A 19,774-nucleotide genomic window follows, 5' to 3' on the forward strand; every position below is an offset into this window, starting at 1 on the left:
CGTAACGGCCGGGAAATACGGGGGAACCGAGCCTGTCACGCACCGTTGGCAGTCTCGGGCCTCCGCACTTCGCGCCACCAACGGAAAGGGCCGCGCAGGAGCGGGAGCCGTCGCCGACCGACGGAGACCACCGCGTACCAGTGGGAGCCATCGCCTGCCGACGGAATCCTCCGCGTACGAGCGGGAGCCATCGCCTGCCGACGGAGACCACCGCGTACGAGCGGGAGCCATCGCCGACCAACCGAAACCACCGCGTACGAGCGGGAACACGTGCGTATCAGCGGGAACACAGGAGCCGGGAACACGCCATGCAGGTCGACGACACAGCGCACGGCCCCCTCGCGGGCTTCACCGTCGGGGTGACCGCCGCCCGACGGGCCGAGGAACTGGGCACGCTCCTCCGACGCCGCGGGGCCGCCGTCCTGCACGCCCCCGCGCTGCGGATCGTGCAGCTCGCCGACGACAGCGAACTCCTCGCCGCCACCAAGGAGCTGATCGGCCACGCTCCCGACGTGGCGGTCGCCACCACCGCGATCGGCTTCCGCGGCTGGATCGAGGCGGCCGACGGCTGGGGGGTCGGCGACGCTCTTCTGGAGACCCTGCGCGGGGCCGAACTCCTCGCCCGGGGCCCCAAGGTCAAGGGCGCCATCCGCGCAGCCGGACTCACCGATACCTGGTCGCCCGGGTCCGAATCGATGGCCGAGGTCCTCGACCGGCTCCTCTCCGAGGGCGTCGCGGGGCGCCGGATCGCCCTCCAGCTGCACGGCGAACCGCTGCCGGGCTTCGTCGAGTCGCTGACGGCCGCGGGCGCCGAGGTCGTCGTCGTCCCCGTCTACCGCTGGACGCCGCCGCAGGACATCGCCCCGCTCGACCGGATGCTCGACGTCACGGCCGCCCGGGGCCTGGACGCGATCACCTTCACCAGCGCGCCCGCCGCCGCCTCGTTCCTGGGCCGGGCCGAGACCCGTGGACTGCTCCCGGAGATCCTCGGCGCCCTGCGCGACGACGTGCTGGTCGCCTGCGTCGGACCGGTCACCGCCCTCCCGCTCCAGGCCCGGGGCATCGACACCCTCCAGCCGGAACGCTTCCGGCTGGGCCCCCTCGTCCAGCTGATGTGCGCCCAACTCCCGTCGGCCGCCCGCATCCTGCCCGTAGCCGGCCACCGCGTCGAGATCCGGGGGCACGCCGTCCTCGTCGACGCCGAACTGCGCGCGGTGCCGCCCGCGGGGATGGCCCTCCTGCGCGCGCTGGCCCGCCGCCCCGGCTGGGTGGTGGCCCGCGCCGACCTGCTGCGGGCGCTGCCCGGCAGCGGATCCGACGAGCACGCGGTGGAGACGGCGATGGCCCGGCTGCGCTCCGCGCTGGGCGTGCCCCGGCTGATCCAGACGGTCGTCAAGCGCGGCTACCGACTGGCGCTGGACCCGTCGGCGGACACGAAGTACGGGCGCTGAGGGCCTGTTGCGGCGGACGGCAGTGCGGTCGCATGCCACAGGGGGGAACAGCGGGCGTACGCCTGGGGCGGCCGGACGCACTCCCCGCCCCGGGGAGCCGGGCCCTGCTCGCGCCCGTACGGCCCGTCCGGCCAGACCTCGGCCGGACGCACTTCCCCGGGAGCCGGACCCTGCTCGCGCCCGTACGGTCAGGCCGGCCGGACCGGCCGGGCCCCGCCCCGGGAGCAGGTCTCTCGCCGGGCCCCTTCCCCGGGAGCCGGACCGTCCCGGTTAGCGTGACCGGATGACCGACCGCACCCACCTCCTCGCCCCGGACGTCGCCTTCCGCCCCGCCGGACTCTCCGACGCACCCGCCTTCGCCACTGCTCTGACCCGCAATCGCGCCCACATGCGCCGCTGGGACCCCGTACGCCCCGACGCCTTCTACACCGTCGAGGGCCAGACCGCCCGGCTCACCACCCTGCTGGCAGACCGGGACGCCGGGCGGGCCATGCCCTGGGTGCTCGCGGACGCCGACGACCAGGTGATCGGCGCCTTCACGCTCTCCGGAATCGAGCGGGGCCCGTTCCGCAACGGCCGCCTCGGCTACTGGGTCGACGAGGGCCACACCGGACGCGGCCTCGCCACCGCGGCCGTCCGCGCGGTCTGCGACGCGGCCCGCGACCGGCTGGGCCTGCACCGGGTCGAGGCAGCCACCGTCACCGACAACGCCCCGTCCCAGCGGGTGCTCGCGAAGGCGGGCTTCGAGCACGTCGGCACCGCACCCGGCTATCTGCACATCAACGCCCGCTGGCGCGACCACCACCTGTACCAGCGGCTCCTCCACGACGACCCGCCGGCCGGGTGACCGCCGCCGGAGCCTCCCGCACATGCACATGGCCGTCCAGCGGGTAGTCGGGCGGCAGCGCCGGGATCACCCGTGCCAACGGGTATCCACACTTCTCCGCGACCCGGCACGAGGCCACGTTGTCCAACTGGTGCAGCAACTCCAGCCGCTGCACGCCCTGTTCCGCGAAAGTCGTGAACGCCCAGGCGCTCAGCGCCTCCAAGGCCCTGGGCGCCACGCCCCGCCCCCGCGCCCACGCCGCCGTCCAGTACCCCACCTCGGCCCGCTCGGCCCGCTCGGCCCCCGGGCCGGGGCGCTTCAGCGTCAGGTTGCCGACCAGCTCCCCGGCCCGGCCCGGGTCCGTCACCGCGAAGCCGAACCGGGTACCCGACGCCCACCCCGCACGCTGCGACTCCAGCCAGCGGGCGGCCTCTTCGGGCGTGTCCACGGGCCGCCGCACCCACTGCCGCATCAGCGGATCGTCGTACGCCCTCAGCAGCTCAGGTACGTCCTCCTCGCGCCAGGGCCGCAGGAGCAAGCCATCGGCCGTGAGGGCGAGATCCCCGTGGGCCGTCCATCCCCCGAGATCGCTCATGACCGTCACGGTAGCGGGGTTCCGGCCGGGCCCCGACAGGAGCACTCTGGGGAGGGCCGTTCCCCCGGAGATCCGAGGCGGTGAACGTGAGCATGGCGGCGGGCAGAGGTGCGCGGATGTGGCGCTTCGACGCGGGCCGGATCTGCCTCGATCTGGTGGCCACGGAACGCGCGGGCGGGGTGCCCGGCACCAGCGAACAGCTCGACGGGCCAGGCTGTTTGACCCAGTGGCTGACCGACGCCCGGCTCGTCCCGCCGGACACCGTGCTGGCGGCGCTGGACGACACCTGGGTGGTCCGCTTCCGCGAACTGCGCTGCGATATCGCGTGCTTGATGGCCGCTCAGCTCGGCGGGCCTCCGGCCGACGGTGCGCTGGAGCGGGTCAACTCCCTGGCGTCCGGAGCCCCTCCGGGCCCCCGCGCGGTGCGCGGAGCGGACGGTGACCTGGTGCGGGCCCTGAGCGCCGTGCCCGACTGCGCGGGTCTCCTCGCCGCCGTGGCCCGGGACGCGGTGGACCTGCTCACCGACCCCGTCGCGCGGGCGGCCCTGCGCCGCTGCCAGGGCGAGGCCTGCCACCGGCTCTACCTGGACACCTCGCGCGGCGGGCGGCGGCGCTGGTGCTCCGGGGAGGTCTGCGGCAACCGCGAACGCGTCGCCCGCCACCGGCGCAGAACCTCGGGGACGGCCGGTGCCGCCGGCCCGGCGGCACCCGGGGCGTCCCGCCCGGGAGAGCCCGGCCCGCACGGCCCCCAGAACCCGGACGGTCCGGGCGGCCCCCACAGCCCGCACACCCCCTACAGCCCGCACGGTCCCGACGGCCCCCACGGCCCCCACGGCCCGCCCAGTCCGCACGGCCCGCACGGCCCGGAGAAAGAAAATCCGCCCGCCGTTGAATGAACCGGCGCCCACCCCCGTATCGATGGTCCAGGAGCTCGTTTCAGAGGTCTCGACCGGGAGGTTCGGGTGCGCAAGGATGCGGCCGTGGCCGATGACCGTCCGCACAGGGCTCGACATCGCAGTGAGCCGGCCCCGTCCTCCTCCGGGATACCGGACGAGGAGCTGATGCGGGCGCTGTACCGCGAACACGCCGGGCCGCTGCTCGCGTACGTCCTGCGACTCGTCGCGGGCGACCGCCAGCGGGCCGAGGACGTGGTGCAGGAGACGCTCATCCGTGCCTGGAAGAACGCCGGTCGCCTGGGCAGGGCCACCGGCTCCGTCCGACCCTGGCTGGTGACGGTCGCCCGGCGCATCGTCATCGACAACCACCGCAGCCGGCAGGCCCGGCCGCGCGAGGTCGATCCGTCGCCGCTGGAGGTCATTCCCGCGGAGGACGAGATCGACAAGGCGCTGTGGCTGATGACGCTTTCGGACGCGCTCGAAGATTTGACCCCCGCGCACCGGGAAGCATTGGTCGAGACCTACTTCAAGGGGCGTACGGTCAATGAGGCCGCCGAAGTACTCGGTGTCCCCAGCGGGACCGTGCGGTCCCGGGTGTTCTACGCACTGCGTTCGATGAAGCTCGCACTCGAAGAAAGGGGGATCACGGCATGAGCGACCAGCAGTGGCAGCCGTTCGGGCCCAGGCCTCCCGGCCACCGCACGCCGTCCGGTCCCTCACGTCCCCCGTATGCGGCGGGTCCTGCGCACCCCTCAGGACCCGCGCACCTCGCCGGCGTCTCCGGCCCGTCCGGTGCGAACGGCCCGACCGTTCCGAGCGGTCCGGCCGGCCGCTTCGGCTCCGGTCCCGGTCCCGGTTCCGTCCCGGGCCCCGCGGGCGCCGAAGGCTCCGAGCACGACGCGGCCGCCGCGTACGTCCTCGGCATCCTCGACGACGCGCAGGCCGCCGACTTCGAGGCCCACCTCGCGGGCTGCGCCCGGTGCGCCGCGCATCTCGACGAGTTCGCGGGGATGGAGCCGATGCTCGCGATGCTCGCCGAGGCACCGTCCGCCGTGCCCGGTGCCCGCCCCGCAGCGCACGCGCCCGAGAAGCCCGCGCCCCGCCTGCTCGGCGGACTGATGGACGAGGTGGCGCGCAAACGCCACCGCCGCACCCGGCGCAGCCGGTACTGGATCGCCGCGGCCGCCGCCCTGATCGTCGGCGGGCCGGTCGCCGCCTTCGCCGTCACGGGGGGCGACGACCGCGGCGGCGGGTCGGTGGCCGTGGGTGAACCGCACCCCACCAGCCCGGCCGAGGACGCCTTCTTCGAGCACATGACGGAGAAGGTCTCGGCGACCGACCCCACCACCCGGGTCGGCGCGACCGTCGGCATGGAGGAGAAGGCCTGGGGCACCCACACGGTCCTGGAGCTGAAGAACGTCAAGGGGCCGCAGAAGTGCACCCTGGTCGCCGTCTCCAGGACCGGTGAGGAGGAGGTCGTCACCTCCTGGTCCGTCCCGCGCTGGGGATACGGCATCGAGGGGGCGACGAACCCGACGGCGAAGGCTCCGCTGTACGTGCACGGCGGGGCGGCGATGGACCGCGAGGACATCGCCCGCTTCGAGGTGCGGACCTTCGACGGGGAGCGGCTGGTGGAGATCGGGGCCTGAGCCGGGCGCGACGCGCGGCCGGAGGCTGGTCGGCAGGTGCGCCCGGGCCCCCTTCGCTATAGGGTTGACGGCTGCCCAGTGCCGTGAAGAAGGGGGCCTCGGTGGCCGCGCAGGATGCCGCTGTCGAATCGCTGCGGGACCGGGAAATCGGTGTCGAGCAAGAGCATCTCGACCGTGTTTACCACCGCCTCGAAGAGAAGATCGACGAGGCGGAATTCCTCATGAACGACGCCGTCAAGCGCGGCCAGGTCGGTACCCCCGGCGCGCTCGCGGAGCGGGACGCCCAGGTGTTCCGGGCGGGGATCCACCTCAACCGGCTGAACAGCGAGTTCGAGGACTTCCTCTTCGGGCGGATCGACCTGCTGCTCGGCAAGGACGGGGAGCGCGGCCCGGACGGCGCGTACACCTCCGTGGAGCCGGCCGACGACTCCGTACGGGAGGACGCCACCGCCGATATCGCGGAGACGCTGCACATCGGGCGGATCGGGGTCCTGGACTCCGACTACACGCCGCTGGTGATCGACTGGCGGGCCCCGGCCGCCGCCCCGTTCTACCGCTCCACCCCGAAGGACCCCGGCCGTGTCGTACGCCGCCGGGTCATCCGTTCCAAGGGCCGCAAGGTCCTCGGCGTCGAGGACGACCTGATGCGCCCGGAGCTGACGGCGTTCCTCGGCGGCGAGGAACTCCCGGTGATCGGGGACGGCGCGCTGATGGCGGCGCTCGGCCAGGCCCGCAGCCACACCATGCGGGACATCGTCTCCTCCATCCAGGCCGAACAGGACCTGGTCATCCGGGCCCCCGCCGCCTCCGTCACGGAGGTCACCGGAGGCCCCGGCACCGGCAAGACCGCCGTCGCCCTGCACCGGGCCGCGTATCTGCTCTACCAGGACCGGCGGCGGTACGCGGGCGGCATCCTGATCGTCTCGCCCACCCCGCTCCTGGTCGCGTACACCGAAGGCGTGCTGCCCTCGCTCGGCGAGGAGGGCCAGGTCGCGATCCGCGCGATCGGCTCGCTCACCGAGGAGGCGACCGGGCCGGAGGGCGCCACCGCCTACGACGAACCGGCCGTCGCCCGGATCAAGGGCTCCTCCCGGATGCTCCCCGTCCTGCGCAAGGCGGCCCGGGGCGCGCTGGAGGCGCCGCGGCCCGCGCGGGAGAGCGGTCAGCTCGCCTTCGGGGAGGAGCCCGCACCGGCGACGGCCGCGGCCACCCCGACCCGGCTGCGCGTCGTCGCCTTCGGAGCCCGGATCGAGCTGGAGGCCGACGAACTCAAGCGCATCCGGCACAACGTGCTCGGTGGCACCGCCCCGGTCAACCTGCTGCGCCCGCGCGCCCGCAAGCTGCTGCTGGACGCCCTGTGGAACAAGTCCTCCGGGCGCGGCCGCTACACCGACCCGGAGCTGGTCGCCGAGCTGCGTTCCTCGTTCGACGAGGACGTCTCCACCGAGACCCCGTTCCTGGAGTTCCTGGACGCATGGTGGCCGGAGCTGACGCCCCGCCGGGTGCTGGCCGCGATGGCCGACGAGCGGCGGCTGGCCCGCTGGTCCCGGCGCATCCTCAACCAGGGCGAGGTGCGCCGCCTGGCCCGCTCCCTGCGGCGCCTGGACGCGGAGGGCGGCGGCCCGCTCTCCGTCCACGACGTGGCGCTCCTGGACGAGCTCCAGGCCCTGCTGGGCACCCCGAACCGGCCCAGGCGCAAGCGCGAGGCCGATCCGCTGGACCAGCTCACGGGTCTGGAGGAGCTGATGCCGCAGCGCGAGGAGACCCAGTGGGAGCGGGCCGAGCGGCTCGCGGCGGAGCGCACGGAGTACGCCCACGTCATCGTCGACGAGGCGCAGGACCTCACCCCGATGCAGTGGCGCATGGTGGGCCGCCGCGGCCGGCACGCCACCTGGACGATCGTCGGCGACCCGGCCCAGTCCTCCTGGTCCGACCCGGACGAGGCGGCCGCGGCCCGGGACGAGGCGCTCGGCTCCCGGCCGCGCCGCCGCTTCACCCTGACCGTCAACTACCGCAACCCGGCGGAGATCGCGGAGCTGGCCGCCAAGGTGCTGGCACTGGCCATGCCCGGCATGGAGTCCCCGGCGGCGGTCCGCTCGACCGGGGTGGTGCCGCGCTTCCAGCCGGTCCGCGACGGGGACCTGGCCGCCACGGTCCGCGAGGAGGCGGCACGCCTGCTGGCGCGGGTGGACGGCACGGTCGGCGTGGTCGTCGCGATGAACCGGCGCGCCCAGGCCCGCGAGTGGCTCGCGGAGCTGGGGGAGCGGGTGGTGGCGCTGGGCAGCCTGGAGGCCAAGGGGCTGGAGTACGACGCCACGGTGGTCGTCTCGCCGGCGGAGATCGCCGACGAGTCCCCGGCCGGCCTGCGTGTGCTGTACGTGGCGCTGACCCGGGCGACGCAGCAGCTGACGGTGGTCTCGGGGGAGCGGGACCTGCCGGACGAGGACGGGGTGCCCGACCTGCTCAGGGAGTGACGCCGCACGGTGCCTCGGGGCCGGTGCCGCACAGCGCCGGGGGGCGGACGCCGACGGTGCCGGGGGGCCGGTGCCGGCAGCGCCCGGAAACCGGTGCCGCACGGTCCCGCGAGTCAACCCGGCGCACGGGAATCACTTTTCCGGGGTCTTTGTTACCGTGGTACTGGCACCGGCTCGATCCAAGCCCCCGGGCCCAACCTTCGTCGCTTCGAGCGACCACTTGCCGCGAGGCGAGCATGGCGGGTCGGTGCCACTCAAACGAAGAAGACAGACCCGCGTCACCTCCCGGTGACGCGGGTCTGTTCTCGTTGCACGGGGACCCGCCGGCCGTTTTCCGGCTCGTTGGGGGTTCCGCCGAACGGGTGGTCTCTCGTATGGTGGAAAACACTTTCCGAAAGACGGCAGTCATTACCGGCTACCAGTCGGTAGGTGCGACGATCGGAAGGCACATCCGGAACCCTTGCTCCGGATGTGCGGCAATGAAGCTAAGGAAAGCGAAGGACTCGGCCATGGCAACGGCGCCCAGCGTCTCGTACTCGATGACGGTCCGGCTGGAGGTGCCCGCGAGCGGCACCGCGGTCTCCCAGCTCACCACGGCCGTCGAGTCCTCCGGGGGCTCGGTCACCGGCCTCGACGTGACCGCGTCCGGCCACGAGAAGCTGCGGATCGACGTCACCATCGCCGCCAGCTCCACCGCGCACGCCGACGAGATCGTCGAGGGTCTGCGCGACATCGAGGGCGTGGTGCTGGGCAAGGTCTCCGACCGTACGTTCCTGATGCACCTCGGCGGCAAGATCGAGATGGCGTCCAAGCACCCCATCCGCAACCGTGACGACCTCTCGATGATCTACACCCCCGGCGTCGCCCGGGTCTGCATGGCCATCGCCGACAACCCCGAGGACGCCCGCCGCCTCACCATCAAGCGCAACTCCGTCGCAGTTGTGACGGACGGTTCCGCGGTGCTCGGCCTCGGCAACATCGGCCCGAAGGCCGCGCTGCCCGTGATGGAGGGCAAGGCGGCCCTCTTCAAGCGCTTCGCCGGCATCGACGCCTGGCCGATCTGCCTGGACACCCAGGACACCGACGCCATCGTCGAGATCGTCAAGGCCATCGCCCCCGGCTTCGCGGGCATCAACCTGGAGGACATCTCCGCCCCCCGCTGCTTCGAGATCGAGGCCCGGCTGCGCGAGGCCCTCGACATCCCCGTCTTCCACGACGACCAGCACGGCACCGCGATCGTCGTGCTCGCCGCCCTCACCAACGCACTGCGCGTGGTGGGCAAGAACACCGGTGACGTACGGGTCGTCATGTCCGGCGCGGGAGCGGCCGGAACGGCCATCCTGAAGCTGCTCATCGCCGCGGGCGTCAAGCACGCGGTGGTCGCCGACATCCACGGAGTGGTGCACGCCGGACGCGAGGACCTGGTCTCCGCCGACCCCGACTCGCCGCTGCGCTGGATCGCCGACAACACCAACCCCGAGGGGGTCAGCGGCACCCTCAAGCAGGCCGTCGTCGGAGCGGACGTCTTCATCGGCGTCTCCGCCCCGAACGTGCTCAACGGCGACGACGTCGCCGCGATGGCGGACGACGCGATCGTGTTCGCGCTCGCGAACCCGGACCCGGAGGTCGACCCCGCGATCGCCCGTCAGACGGCCGCGGTCGTCGCCACCGGCCGCTCGGACTTCCCCAACCAGATCAACAACGTACTCGTCTTTCCGGGTGTCTTCCGCGGTCTGCTGGACGCTCAGTCCCGCACCGTCAACACGGAGATGATGCTCGCCGCCGCCGGCGCCCTGGCCGACGTGGTCGCGGAGGACGAGGTCAACGCGAACTACATCATCCCCTCGGTCTTCAACGACAAGGTCGCGGGCGCGGTCGCCGGAGCCGTACGGGCCGCCGCGAAGGCCGCCGGGGTCACCGCGGTCGACCCTGCCACGACCGTCTGACCCGGTCGTTTCGGGGTCCTTTCGGGGGGTACGCGCGAGGTACCCCGGGCCGCACCCGCCCGTGCCGTACGGCGCGTCGCGGGTCGCGGCGCCCCAAACGCCCCTTTAGGGTGGGCGGGCAGCGGGCCCCGCGGGGCCCGGCATCCGCTGCGGACCGCTCGGCCAAGTCGACGGAGCGTCACCACGAGCAGACCGTGGCGCTTTTCATTGACCCCGAAGGGTTCCGGATTGGCTTTCCCGCCGCTGGTGGGGGCAGGATGCGTAATCGGGCGAGAGGGTCTGACATCAGACCCGGGTCCGGGGACTGTCAGAGGGCCCTGGCAGCATCGGCTTCGATCTCACGCCTCACAGGCAAGAAGAACACGGGAGTAACAACATGAACCGCAGTGAGCTGGTGGCCGCCCTGGCCGACCGCGCCGAGGTGACGCGCAAGGACGCCGACGCCGTGCTGGCCGCGCTCGCCGAGACCGTCGGTGAGGTCGTCGCCAAGGGCGACGAGAAGGTCACCATCCCCGGTTTCCTGACCTTCGAGCGCACCCACCGTGCCGCTCGCACCGCCCGCAACCCGCAGACCGGCGACCCGATCAACATCCCCGCCGGCTACAGCGTGAAGGTCTCCGCGGGCTCGAAGCTCAAGGAAGCCGCCAAGGGCAAGTAACCCCAGGCGCGACGAGGGCGGCCACTCCCGATGGGGAGGGGCCGCCCTTCCGCATGCCGGGGCGCTTATGACGGGGGCACATGCGCCCCGTACAGCCCCTGCCGCTGTCCCGGGGCCCCCGGGGCTCACGGATGCATCCGTGAGCCCTTCAGCACCTTGTCCACGGCGTTCCGCGCCCCGTACACGGCCAGACCCACCAGATCCAGCGCGTCGCGCCCCACGGCCCGTACCGCCGCGCGGTTGTCCCGGTCGTTGCCCGTGCCGAACAGGTCCGAGGTGAACACCGCCACCGTCAGGGACCGGGAGAGGGCCTTCGTGTGCGCGGCGGTCAGCGTCTCCTTCGCCCCCTCGAAGACCAGCACCGGCTGCCGCAGCATCGGCAGGTACGCGGTCGCGTCGGCGTCCTCGTAGGGCTCGCCGATCACTTCCGGCGCCACCGTCCCCAGGCCGCTCACCAGGAAGGCGGTCACGTTCAGCCGCTGCCAGGTCTCCAGGTCGTCGCGGAGCAGCACCGCGATCTTCGTGTCGAAACGGACGGGCGCGCTCTCGCCGCCGCCCGCGTTCTCGTGCGTGTTTCCCATGGGGCGAGACTGGCCGCCGCCCCGCCGCGGCGTCTTGTACGTTCTTGGCGTGACCCGCGTGAGCCGCCCGCAGGAGGTCTCGGCCTGGCGGCCGTCCGTCGCCGGTGTCGTGGAGGTCTTCCACGCCCGCTTCACCGAGCACGCCTACCCCATGCACGTCCACGACGCCTGGACGCTCCTGATCGTCGACGACGGCGCCGTCCGCTACGACCTGGACCGCCACCGGCACGGCACCCCCGACGGCACGGTGAGCCTGCTGCCGCCGCAGGTACCGCACAACGGTTCCCCCGCCACCCCGGACGGGTTCCGCAAACGGGTGCTCTATCTGGACATGAGTCACCTCGACGCGAGCCTCATCGGCCCCGCCGTCGACACCCCCGATCTGGCCGACCCGCTCCTGCGCGCCCGCGTCGCGCGGCTGCACACCGCCCTCGCGGACCCGGGCGACGCGCTGGAGGCGGAGAGCCGCCTGGCGTTCGTCGGGGAGCGGCTGCGCGGCCACCTGCGGCCCCTGGCGGCCCCGGAGACCCCGCGGCCCGGTCCCGGCGTCGCCCGGGACCTGCGCGAGCTGCTGGACGAGCGGCTGCGGGAGGGCGTCACGCTCGCCGAGGCCGCCCGGCTGGTCCACGCGCACCCGACCCATCTCGTACGGGCCTTCAGCGCGGCCTACGCGATCGCGCCCCACCAGTACGTGACGGCCCGCCGGGTCGACCTCGCCCGCCGGCTCCTGCTGGAGGGCGTGCCGCCGGGACAGGCGGCCACCGCGGTCGGCTTCCACGACCAGTCCCACCTCACCCGGCACTTCCGGCGGATCGCGGGCACCACCCCGGGCCGGTTCGCGCGCTCGCGCGGGCTCGCCGGGGGCCCGTGAGGGCGAAGGCCGGCGCCCCGGCCCCCTCCGCGGGGGACCGGGGCGCCGGTGGCGCAGTGCTGTGTGCGGCAGCACTGTGCGGGGTCAGACCAGGGAACCGCCCGGCAGCTCCACCTTCGCGCCGAGCTTCTCCAGCTTCTCCATGAAGTTCTCGTAACCGCGGTTGATCAGGTCGATGCCGTGCACCCGCGAGGTGCCCTGCGCCGCGAGCGCCGCGATCAGGTACGAGAAGCCGCCGCGCAGGTCGGGGATGACCAGGTCGGCGCCCTGCAGCTTCGTCGGTCCGGAGACGACCGCCGAGTGCAGGAAGTTGCGCTGGCCGAAGCGGCAGTCCGAGCCGCCCAGGCACTCGCGGTAGAGCTGGATGTGCGCGCCCATCTGGTTGAGCGCGGAGGTGAAGCCGAGCCGCGACTCGTACACCGTCTCGTGGACGATCGACAGGCCCGCGGCCTGCGTCAGGGCCACCACCAGCGGCTGCTGCCAGTCGGTCTGGAAGCCGGGGTGCACGTCCGTCTCCAGCGCGATGGCGTTGAGCGCGCCGCCCGGGTGCCAGAAGCGGATGCCCTCGTCGTCGATCTCGAAGGCTCCGCCGACCTTGCGGTAGGTGTTCAGGAAGGTCATCATCGAGCGCTGCTGGGCGCCGCGCACGTAGATGTTGCCCTCGGTCGCCAGCGCCGCCGACGCCCAGGAAGCCGCCTCCAGGCGGTCCGGGATCGCCCGGTGGGTGTAGCCGTCGAGCTTGTCGACACCGGTGATCCGGATGGTCCGGTCGGTGTCCATGGAGATGATCGCGCCCATCTTCTGCAGCACGCAGATGAGGTCCTCGATCTCCGGTTCGACGGCCGCGTTGGACAGCTCGGTGACGCCCTCGGCGAGGACGGCGGTGAGCAGCACCTGCTCGGTGGAGCCCACCGAGGGGTACGGCAGCCGGATCTTGGTGCCGCGCAGCCGCTGCGGGGCCTCCAGGTACTGGCCGTCGGCCCGCTTCTCGATGGTCGCGCCGAACTGGCGCAGCACCTCGAAGTGGAAGTCGATCGGCCGGCCGCCGATGTCGCAGCCGCCCAGCCCCGGGATGAAGGCGTGGCCGAGGCGGTGCAGCAGGGGGCCGCAGAACAGGATCGGGATGCGCGAGGAACCCGCGTGGGCATCGATGTCGGCGACGTTCGCCGACTCGACGTGCGAGGGGTCGAGGATCAGTTCGCCCGGCTCGTCGCCGGGGCGGACGGTGACGCCGTGCAGCTGGAGGAGCCCCCGCACCACCCGTACGTCACGGATGTCGGGCACGTTGCGGAGGCGGCTGGGCCCGCTGCCGAGCAGCGCGGCGACCATGGCCTTCGGCACCAGGTTCTTGGCGCCTCGGACGCGGATCTCGCCCTCCAGCGGGGTGCCGCCGTGGACAAGCAGGACATCGTCTGTGCCGGTCATGTATCTCGCGTTCCGGAGTGGTCGGGCAGGGGGCCAACGAAAAGGGTAATGGCCTCCTACCCCCCTTCCGTAAGACGAAGGGGGGTGTACGAACGTCATGAATCCGCCACAACACCCTCCGCGCACCCGATCTTGCGGAGGGTTACCGTCCGGATGGCCCACGGCGCCCCCGCCGGACGATGCGCTCCCCGTGCCTCCGTGCGCCCTGAGCTGCGCTCGCTCTTCTGAGGGCGGCATCACGGGCACTCACCTCCCGGGAAGGCCGCGGATGCGGGATCATTCGTGCCATGACCGAGGTGTCCTCGCTCACAGGGCGACTGCTCGTGGCCGCACCCGCCCTCACGGACCCGAATTTCGACCGCGCGGTGGTGCTGCTCCTCGACCACGACGAGGAGGGCTCCCTCGGCGTGGTCCTCAACCGCCCGACCCCGGTCGGCGTCGGCGACATCCTGGAGTCCTGGGCCGCCCTGGCCGGCGAGCCGGACGTGGTCTTCCAGGGGGGTCCGGTCTCGCTCGACTCCGCGCTCGGCGTGGCGGTGATCCCCGGCGACGAGGGCCCGCTCGGCTGGCGGCGGGTCCACGGGGCGATCGGACTGGTCGATCTGGAGACCCCGCCGGAGCTGCTCGGCCCCGCCCTCGGCTCGCTGCGGATCTTCGCCGGGTACGCCGGCTGGGGTCCCGGTCAACTGGAGGGCGAGCTGACCGAGGGGGCGTGGTACGTGGTCGAGTCCGAGCCCGGTGACGTCTCCTCCCCGCGCCCCGAACGGCTCTGGCGCGCGGTGCTCCGCCGCCAGCGCAGCGAGCTGGCGATGATCGCCACGTATCCGGACGACCCTTCGCTCAACTGATCCCCGTCTCTTTCAGTACCCTTGGCGGTTATGAGCACTCTTGAGCCCGATCGCGGGGCAGGTACGGGGACCCTCGTCGAGCCGACGCCGCAGGTGTCGAGGGGCGACGGCGACCACGAGCGCTACGCCCATTACGTCCAGAAGGACAAGATCATGGCGAGCGCCCTGGAGGGCACTCCCGTGGTCGCGCTGTGCGGAAAGGTCTGGGTGCCGGGGCGCGACCCCAAGAAGTACCCGGTCTGTCCCATGTGCAAGGAGATCTACGAGTCCATGGGCGCCGGCGGCGACAAGGACAAGGGCAAGGGCGGCGGCAAGGACAAGAAGTAGGTCCGGCCCCACCCCTGCCGAAGGCCCCCGGGGCGTGCGACACCGCACGCCCCGGGGGCCTTTCGCACGCCTCCTCACGGAAGGTGACCGCGCGGTCGCGTTGCACGGGCTGCATCCGCTGGTCACAGAGTGGTCGAGACCACTTGTCGTCGCCGGAGCGCGGATCTACTCTCCTGCCAGTTGTGCAGAACGAAACGCACGTTGCACATGATGCAACACTTGACCGGTAGGGGTTCCGGATGAAGCTTTCTGCCCGAATTGCCGCTCCCGTCGCGGCGCTTGTGCTGGCCGGCCTCACCGCCACCGCCTGTGCGCCGCAGACCTCCGACACGAGTGCGAAGGGTGACGACAAGAGCGGCACGCTCCGTGTCTGGCTCTTCCAGGAGGTCGGCAACAAGCCCAAGGAGAAGGTCGTCGACGCGGCCGTCGCCGACTTCGAGAAGGCCCACGAGGGCGCGAAGGTCGAGGTCGAGTACATACCCGTCGACACCCGCGCCCAGCGCATCAAGGCGGCCTTCAACGACCCCAAGAGCGCCCCGGACCTCATCGAGTACGGCAACAGCGACACCGCCGGATACGTCAAGGACGGCGGACTCGCCGACATCACCGAGGAGTTCGGCGCCTGGGACGAGGCCAAGGACACCGACCCGATCGCCCGGCAGTCCGTCACCGTGGACGGCAAGGTCTACGGCGCGCCCTTCTTCGTCGGCGTCCGGGCCCTCTACTACCGCACCGACGTCTTCGAGGACCTCGGCATCGATCCCCCCAAGTCCCAGGACGAGCTGATCTCCACCGCCAAGAAGATCCGCAAGGCGAAGCCGGACCTCTACGGTCTCGCGGTCGGCGGTGCGTACACCTACGGCGCGATGCCCTTCATCTGGGCCAACGGCGGCGAGCTCGCGGGCGAGACCGACGGGACGTTCACCTCCGGCATCAACAGCGAGAAGTCCCGCAAGGGCATCGAGGCGTACACCTCCCTCTTCGGCGACGACAACTGCCCCGCCGCCAAGTGCGCCTCCATGGGCGGCAACGCCACCGTGACCGCCTTCGCCTCCGGCAAGGCCGCCATGGCCATCGGCGGCGACTTCAGCCACGCGGCCGTCGAGGCGGGCGCGGTCAAGGGCAAGTACGCCGTCGTGCCGCTGCCCGGCGTCGCGCAGAACTCCATCGCCCCGGCCTTCGCGGGCGGCAACAACCTCGGTGTCCTCAAGAGCAGCTCGCACCGCACCCTCGCCGTCGACCTCATGAAGTCGCTGTCCGGCAAGAAGACCCAGGCCCAGATGTTCGACGCGATGGGCTTCCTGCCCACCTACACCGACGTCCTGGACAACGCCGCGAAGAAGGAGCCCTTCGTCGCCCCGTTCGTCCAGACCCTCGGCGCGGGCGCCAAGTTCGTCCCCGCCTCGCCCGCCTGGGGCCAGATCGACGCCTCGCTGGTCCTGCCGACGATGTTCCAGGAGATCGTCTCCGGCCGTAAGGACGTGGCGAAGGCCTCGGACGACGCGGCGAAGAAGATGGACGCGGCCTTCTCCGAAGCCGGCTGACGATGACCACGCACACCTCTCCGCTCAAGGCCCCGCCCGCGGGCGGGGCCCGGGCGGGCGGCGCCACCCCGGCCGCCCGCCCGCCCCGGCGCCCCCGGTCCGTCTCACCCGCGAACCGCTCCGGCTGGACCCCCTGGCTCTACCTCCTGCCCGCGCTCGTCCTGCTCGCCGGACTGCTGGTCTACCCGATCTACCAGCTCGGCCTGATCTCGTTCCTGGAATACACCCAGGCCCAGGTCAGCGGCGGCGAACCCACCACCTTCCAGGGGTTCGGCAACTACGCGACCCTCTTCAACGACAGCCAGTTCTGGCAGGTCCTCCTCGCCACCGTGCTCTTCGCGGCGGCCTGCGTGGTCTCCACCCTGTTCGTCGGCTGCGCGCTCGCCGTCCTGCTCACCCGCGTCCGCGCCCTGCCCCGGCTCGCGCTGATGATGGCCGCGCTCGGCGCCTGGGCGACCCCCGCGATCACCGGCTCCACCGTCTGGGTCTTCCTCTTCGACCCCGACTTCGGACCGGTCAACAAGGTGCTCGGACTCGGCGACTTCTCCTGGACGTACGGCCGCTACAGCGCCTTCGCGCTCGTGCTCCTCGAAGTCCTGTGGTGCTCGTTCCCGTTCGTGATGGTCACCGTGTACGCGGGCATCCGGGCCATCCCCACCGAGGTGCTGGAGGCCGCCTCGCTGGACGGCGCGTCGCAGTGGCGGATCTGGCGCACCATCATGGCGCCGATGCTCAAGCCCATCCTGATCGTCGTCACCATCCAGTCGATCATCTGGGACTTCAAGGTCTTCACCCAGATCTACGTCATGACGGGCGGCGGCGGCATCGCCGGCCAGAACCTGGTGCTCAACGTGTACGCCTACCAGAAGGCGTTCGCGTCCTCGCAGTACAGCCTCGGATCGGCGATCGGCGTCGTGATGCTGGTGATCCTGCTGGCCGTCACGCTGGTCTATCTGCGCCTGGTGAGGCGCCAGGGGGAGGAACTGTGAGCGCACGCACGCTTCTGGGCGTCAAGCGGCCCGGCCGGCTGATGGCCGAGGCCGCCGCCCTGCTCATCGCCGTCGCGGTCGCCTTCCCGCTCTACTGGATGGTGCTCTCCGCCTTCAAACCGGCCGGCGAGATCCAGTCCACCGAGGCCCGCCCCTGGACGCTCTCCCCGTCCCTCGACTCGTTCCGCCGGGTCTTCGAACAGCAGGAGTTCGGCCGCTACTTCCTCAACAGCCTGCTGGTGGCGGGCACGGTCGTCGTCCTCTCCGCGCTGATCGCCTTCCTGGCCGCCACCGCCGTGACCCGCTTCCGCTTCAGGTTCCGCACCACCCTGCTGATCATGTTCCTGGTCGCGCAGATGGTGCCGGTGGAGGCGCTGACCATCCCGCTGTTCTTCCTCATGCGGGACTTCGGCCAGCTGAACACCCTCGGCTCGCTGATCCTGCCGCACCTCGCCTTCTCGCTGCCCTTCGCCATCTGGATGCTGCGCGGCTTCGTCAAGGCCGTTCCCGAGGCCCTGGAGGAGGCCGCCTACATCGACGGGGCGAGCCGCACCCGCTTCCTGTGGCAGATCCTCTTCCCGCTGGTCTTCCCGGGCCTGGTCGCCACCAGCGTCTTCTCCTTCATCACCACCTGGAACGACTTCCTGTTCGCGAAGTCGTTCATCATCAGCGACACCTCCCAGTCGACGCTGCCGATGGCGCTGCTGGTGTTCTTCAAACCGGACGAGAACGACTGGGGAGGGATCATGGCGGCCTCGACCGTGATGACCATCCCCGTCCTGGTCTTCTTCGTCCTCGTACAGCGACGCCTCGTCTCCGGACTGGGCGGAGCGGTTAAGGACTGACGTCATGACACCCGAGAACTCCCCCTCCCCGGGCGCCGTGGACGCCGCCGCCCTCGGCCTGGTCCCGGCCCCGCGCACCCTGACCGCGGCCGCCGCCGGGCCCTACCCACTCGGCTACCGGACCCCGCTGACGGCCGGACCGGGCACCGAGGGCGTCGCCCGCTGGCTGCGCGCCACGGTGGGCCCGGCCACCGGACTGCCCCTGCCCGAGGGCGACGGCACCGGCACGCGTGCGGGCGACGGCTCCGGCCGGGGCTCCACCGGGCAGGGCATCGTGCTGGCGCTCGACGCGTCGCTCGCCCCCGAGGGCTACCGCCTGGCCGTCGAGGCGAACGCCGTACGCCTCACCGGCGGCACCGCGGCGGGCGTCTTCCGGGGCGCGCAGACGCTCCGTCAGCTCCTCGGCCCCGACGCCTTCCGCCGCGCGCCCCTCGCCCCCGGCCGCACCTGGGAGGTCCCGCCGGTCGTCGTCGAGGACGAACCCCGCTTCGGCTGGCGCGGCATGCTGCTCGACGTCTCCCGGCACTTCCTGCCCAAGGACGACGTCCTGCGCTACCTGGACCTGCTGGCCGCCCACAAGCTGAACGTCTTCCACTTCCACCTCACCGACGACCAGGGCTGGCGTATCGAGATCAAGCGCTACCCGCGTCTCACCGAGGCCGGCTCCTGGCGCTCGCGCACCAAATACGGCCACCGGGCCTCCGAGCTGTGGGACGAGACCCCCCACGGCGGTTTCTACACCCAGGACGACATCCGCGAGATCGTCGCCCACGCCGCCGAGCGGCACATCCGGGTCGTCCCCGAGATCGACATCCCGGGCCACTCGCAGGCCGCGATCAGCGCCTACCCCGAGCTGGGCAACACCGACGTCGTCGACACCTCCGCCCTCTCCGTCTGGGACACCTGGGGCGTCAACCCGAACGTCCTCGCCCCCACCGACACCACCCTGCGCTTCTTCGAGGGCGTCCTGGAGGAGGTGCTGGAACTCTTCCCCGCCGCGACCTCGCCCTTCGTCCACATGGGCGGCGACGAGTGCCCCAAGGACCAGTGGAAGCAGTCCCCGCTCGCCCAGGCCCGGATCGCCGAACTCGGCGTGAAGGACGAGGACGGTCTCCAGTCCTGGTTCATCCGCCACTTCGACGCCTGGCTCACCGCCCGGGGCCGCCGCCTCATCGGCTGGGACGAGATCCTCGAAGGCGGCCTCGCCGACGGGGCCGCGGTCTCCTCCTGGCGCGGTTACGGCGGCGGCATCGCGGCCGCCGAGGCCGGGCACGACGTCGTCATGTGCCCCGAGCAGCAGGTGTATCTGGACCACCGTCAGGACGGCGGCCCCGACGAGCCGATGCCCATCGGGTACGTACGGACCCTGGAGGACGTCTACCGCTTCGAGCCCGTCCCGCCGGGCCTGAGCGAGGAGGCGGCCCGTCACATCCTGGGCGCCCAGGCCAACGTGTGGACCGAGGTCATGCAGAACCGGGACCGCGTCGACTACCAGGTCTTCCCGCGCCTCGCCGCCTTCGCCGAGGTCGCCTGGTCCGATCTGCCCGCCCCCGCCGACCGGGACTTCGCCGCCTTCGACGCCCGGATGCGGGCCCACTACGCCCGCCTCGACGCCCTCGGCGTCGACTACCGCCCGCCCGGCGGACCGTACCCCCGCCAGCAGCGCCCCGGCGTCCTCGGCCGCCCGCTGGAGGGGGAGCCCCCGGTGGTGTGACCCGCACCCCGGCCCCTGTCGGCCGCAGCCGTCCTCCGGGACCGCTGCGGCCGACGCGTGTCCGGAACCCATCGGCCGCCCTCGCGTGTCCGGAACGGTTCGTCGGCCGCAGCGTGTCCGGGACTGTTTGCCGGC

The 19,774-nt window shown here is 72.2% G+C and carries 17 protein-coding genes and 1 pseudogene; 15 read left to right on the forward strand and 3 right to left on the reverse strand.

Annotation, left to right across the window (positions count from 1 at the left end; genetic code table 11):
- The first annotated feature begins 308 nt into the window (after positions 1-308).
- Positions 309-1,451 (forward strand): uroporphyrinogen-III synthase, encoded by a 1,143-nt coding sequence (locus tag KME66_RS21880; protein ID WP_216325055.1) that lies wholly within the window; start codon positions 309-311, stop codon positions 1,449-1,451.
- Between the two features lie 283 nt (positions 1,452-1,734).
- Positions 1,735-2,298 carry a GNAT family protein gene (locus KME66_RS21885; protein ID WP_216325058.1) on the forward strand — a complete coding sequence of 188 codons (564 nt, stop codon included), beginning with the start codon at positions 1,735-1,737 and terminating at the stop codon, positions 2,296-2,298.
- Here KME66_RS21885 and KME66_RS21890 read toward each other — a convergent pair.
- Entirely contained in the window at positions 2,231-2,872 is a 642-nt protein-coding gene (locus KME66_RS21890; protein ID WP_216325061.1) for a GNAT family N-acetyltransferase, read from the reverse strand. The two genes, KME66_RS21885 and KME66_RS21890, sit on opposite strands and share 68 nt — an antisense overlap.
- A 92-nt stretch (positions 2,873-2,964) precedes the next feature.
- Here KME66_RS21890 and KME66_RS21895 point away from each other — a divergent pair.
- The 6 genes and pseudogenes from KME66_RS21895 to KME66_RS21920 form a co-directional block, all read left to right on the forward strand.
- A pseudogene (locus tag KME66_RS21895) lies at positions 2,965-3,546 on the forward strand (ABATE domain-containing protein); the annotation flags it as partial.
- Between the two features lie 288 nt (positions 3,547-3,834).
- The gene (locus tag KME66_RS21900; protein ID WP_073215814.1) at positions 3,835-4,422 is read left to right on the forward strand and encodes a sigma-70 family RNA polymerase sigma factor; all 588 of its coding nucleotides are present in this window, start codon (positions 3,835-3,837) and stop codon (positions 4,420-4,422) included.
- On the forward strand, positions 4,419-5,417 hold the full coding sequence (locus KME66_RS21905) for an anti-sigma factor (protein ID WP_073215817.1): 999 nt from the start codon (positions 4,419-4,421) through the stop codon (positions 5,415-5,417). The genes KME66_RS21900 and KME66_RS21905 overlap by 4 nt, the downstream gene beginning before the upstream one ends.
- 101 nt (positions 5,418-5,518) lie before the next feature.
- On the forward strand, positions 5,519-7,891 hold the full coding sequence (locus tag KME66_RS21910; protein WP_073217035.1) for a UvrD-helicase domain-containing protein: 2,373 nt from the start codon (positions 5,519-5,521) through the stop codon (positions 7,889-7,891).
- A 509-nt stretch (positions 7,892-8,400) separates the two neighbouring features.
- The gene (locus KME66_RS21915) at positions 8,401-9,837 is read left to right on the forward strand and encodes an NAD-dependent malic enzyme (RefSeq protein ID WP_216325064.1); all 1,437 of its coding nucleotides are present in this window, start codon (positions 8,401-8,403) and stop codon (positions 9,835-9,837) included.
- A gap of 376 nt (positions 9,838-10,213) precedes the next feature.
- Entirely contained in the window at positions 10,214-10,495 is a 282-nt protein-coding gene (locus tag KME66_RS21920; protein WP_017237029.1) for an HU family DNA-binding protein, read from the forward strand.
- Positions 10,496-10,620: 125 nt separating this feature from the next.
- Here the strand turns inward: KME66_RS21920 and KME66_RS21925 are convergent, their stop codons facing one another.
- Positions 10,621-11,076, reverse strand: a complete 456-nt coding sequence (locus tag KME66_RS21925; protein WP_073215823.1) for a DUF2000 domain-containing protein — start codon at positions 11,074-11,076, stop codon at positions 10,621-10,623.
- A 49-nt stretch (positions 11,077-11,125) separates the two neighbouring features.
- On the opposite strand from KME66_RS21925, the gene KME66_RS21930 reads away from it, so the two are divergent.
- Positions 11,126-11,947, forward strand: coding sequence for an AraC family transcriptional regulator (locus KME66_RS21930; protein ID WP_216325067.1), 822 nt, complete (start codon positions 11,126-11,128; stop codon positions 11,945-11,947).
- A gap of 84 nt (positions 11,948-12,031) precedes the next feature.
- On the opposite strand, the gene murA is transcribed toward KME66_RS21930, so the two are convergent.
- On the reverse strand, positions 12,032-13,372 hold the full coding sequence (murA, locus tag KME66_RS21935) for a UDP-N-acetylglucosamine 1-carboxyvinyltransferase (RefSeq protein ID WP_006124927.1): 1,341 nt from the start codon (positions 13,370-13,372) through the stop codon (positions 12,032-12,034).
- Between the two features lie 287 nt (positions 13,373-13,659).
- Between murA and KME66_RS21940 the strand changes: the two genes are divergently transcribed.
- The 6 genes from KME66_RS21940 to KME66_RS21965 all read left to right on the forward strand — a co-directional run bounded on the left by KME66_RS21940 (position 13,660) and on the right by KME66_RS21965 (position 19,639).
- Entirely contained in the window at positions 13,660-14,220 is a 561-nt protein-coding gene (locus KME66_RS21940; protein ID WP_073215828.1) for a YqgE/AlgH family protein, read from the forward strand.
- A gap of 30 nt (positions 14,221-14,250) precedes the next feature.
- Entirely contained in the window at positions 14,251-14,547 is a 297-nt protein-coding gene (locus KME66_RS21945) for a DUF3039 domain-containing protein (RefSeq protein WP_006124925.1), read from the forward strand.
- A 239-nt stretch (positions 14,548-14,786) separates the two neighbouring features.
- Positions 14,787-16,091 (forward strand): extracellular solute-binding protein, encoded by a 1,305-nt coding sequence (locus tag KME66_RS21950; protein ID WP_073215831.1) that lies wholly within the window; start codon positions 14,787-14,789, stop codon positions 16,089-16,091.
- Positions 16,092-16,093: 2 nt separating this feature from the next.
- Entirely contained in the window at positions 16,094-17,080 is a 987-nt protein-coding gene (locus tag KME66_RS21955) for a carbohydrate ABC transporter permease (protein WP_073215833.1), read from the forward strand.
- The gene (locus tag KME66_RS21960; protein WP_073215836.1) at positions 17,077-17,925 is read left to right on the forward strand and encodes a carbohydrate ABC transporter permease; all 849 of its coding nucleotides are present in this window, start codon (positions 17,077-17,079) and stop codon (positions 17,923-17,925) included. The genes KME66_RS21955 and KME66_RS21960 overlap by 4 nt, the downstream gene beginning before the upstream one ends.
- A gap of 4 nt (positions 17,926-17,929) precedes the next feature.
- A complete protein-coding gene (locus KME66_RS21965; RefSeq protein ID WP_216325070.1) occupies positions 17,930-19,639 on the forward strand; it encodes a beta-N-acetylhexosaminidase in 1,710 nt (569 codons plus the stop codon).
- Positions 19,640-19,774 lie beyond the last annotated feature (135 nt).

The sequence above is a fragment of the Streptomyces sp. YPW6 genome (assembly GCF_018866325.1).
GTDB lineage: Bacteria > Actinomycetota > Actinomycetes > Streptomycetales > Streptomycetaceae > Streptomyces.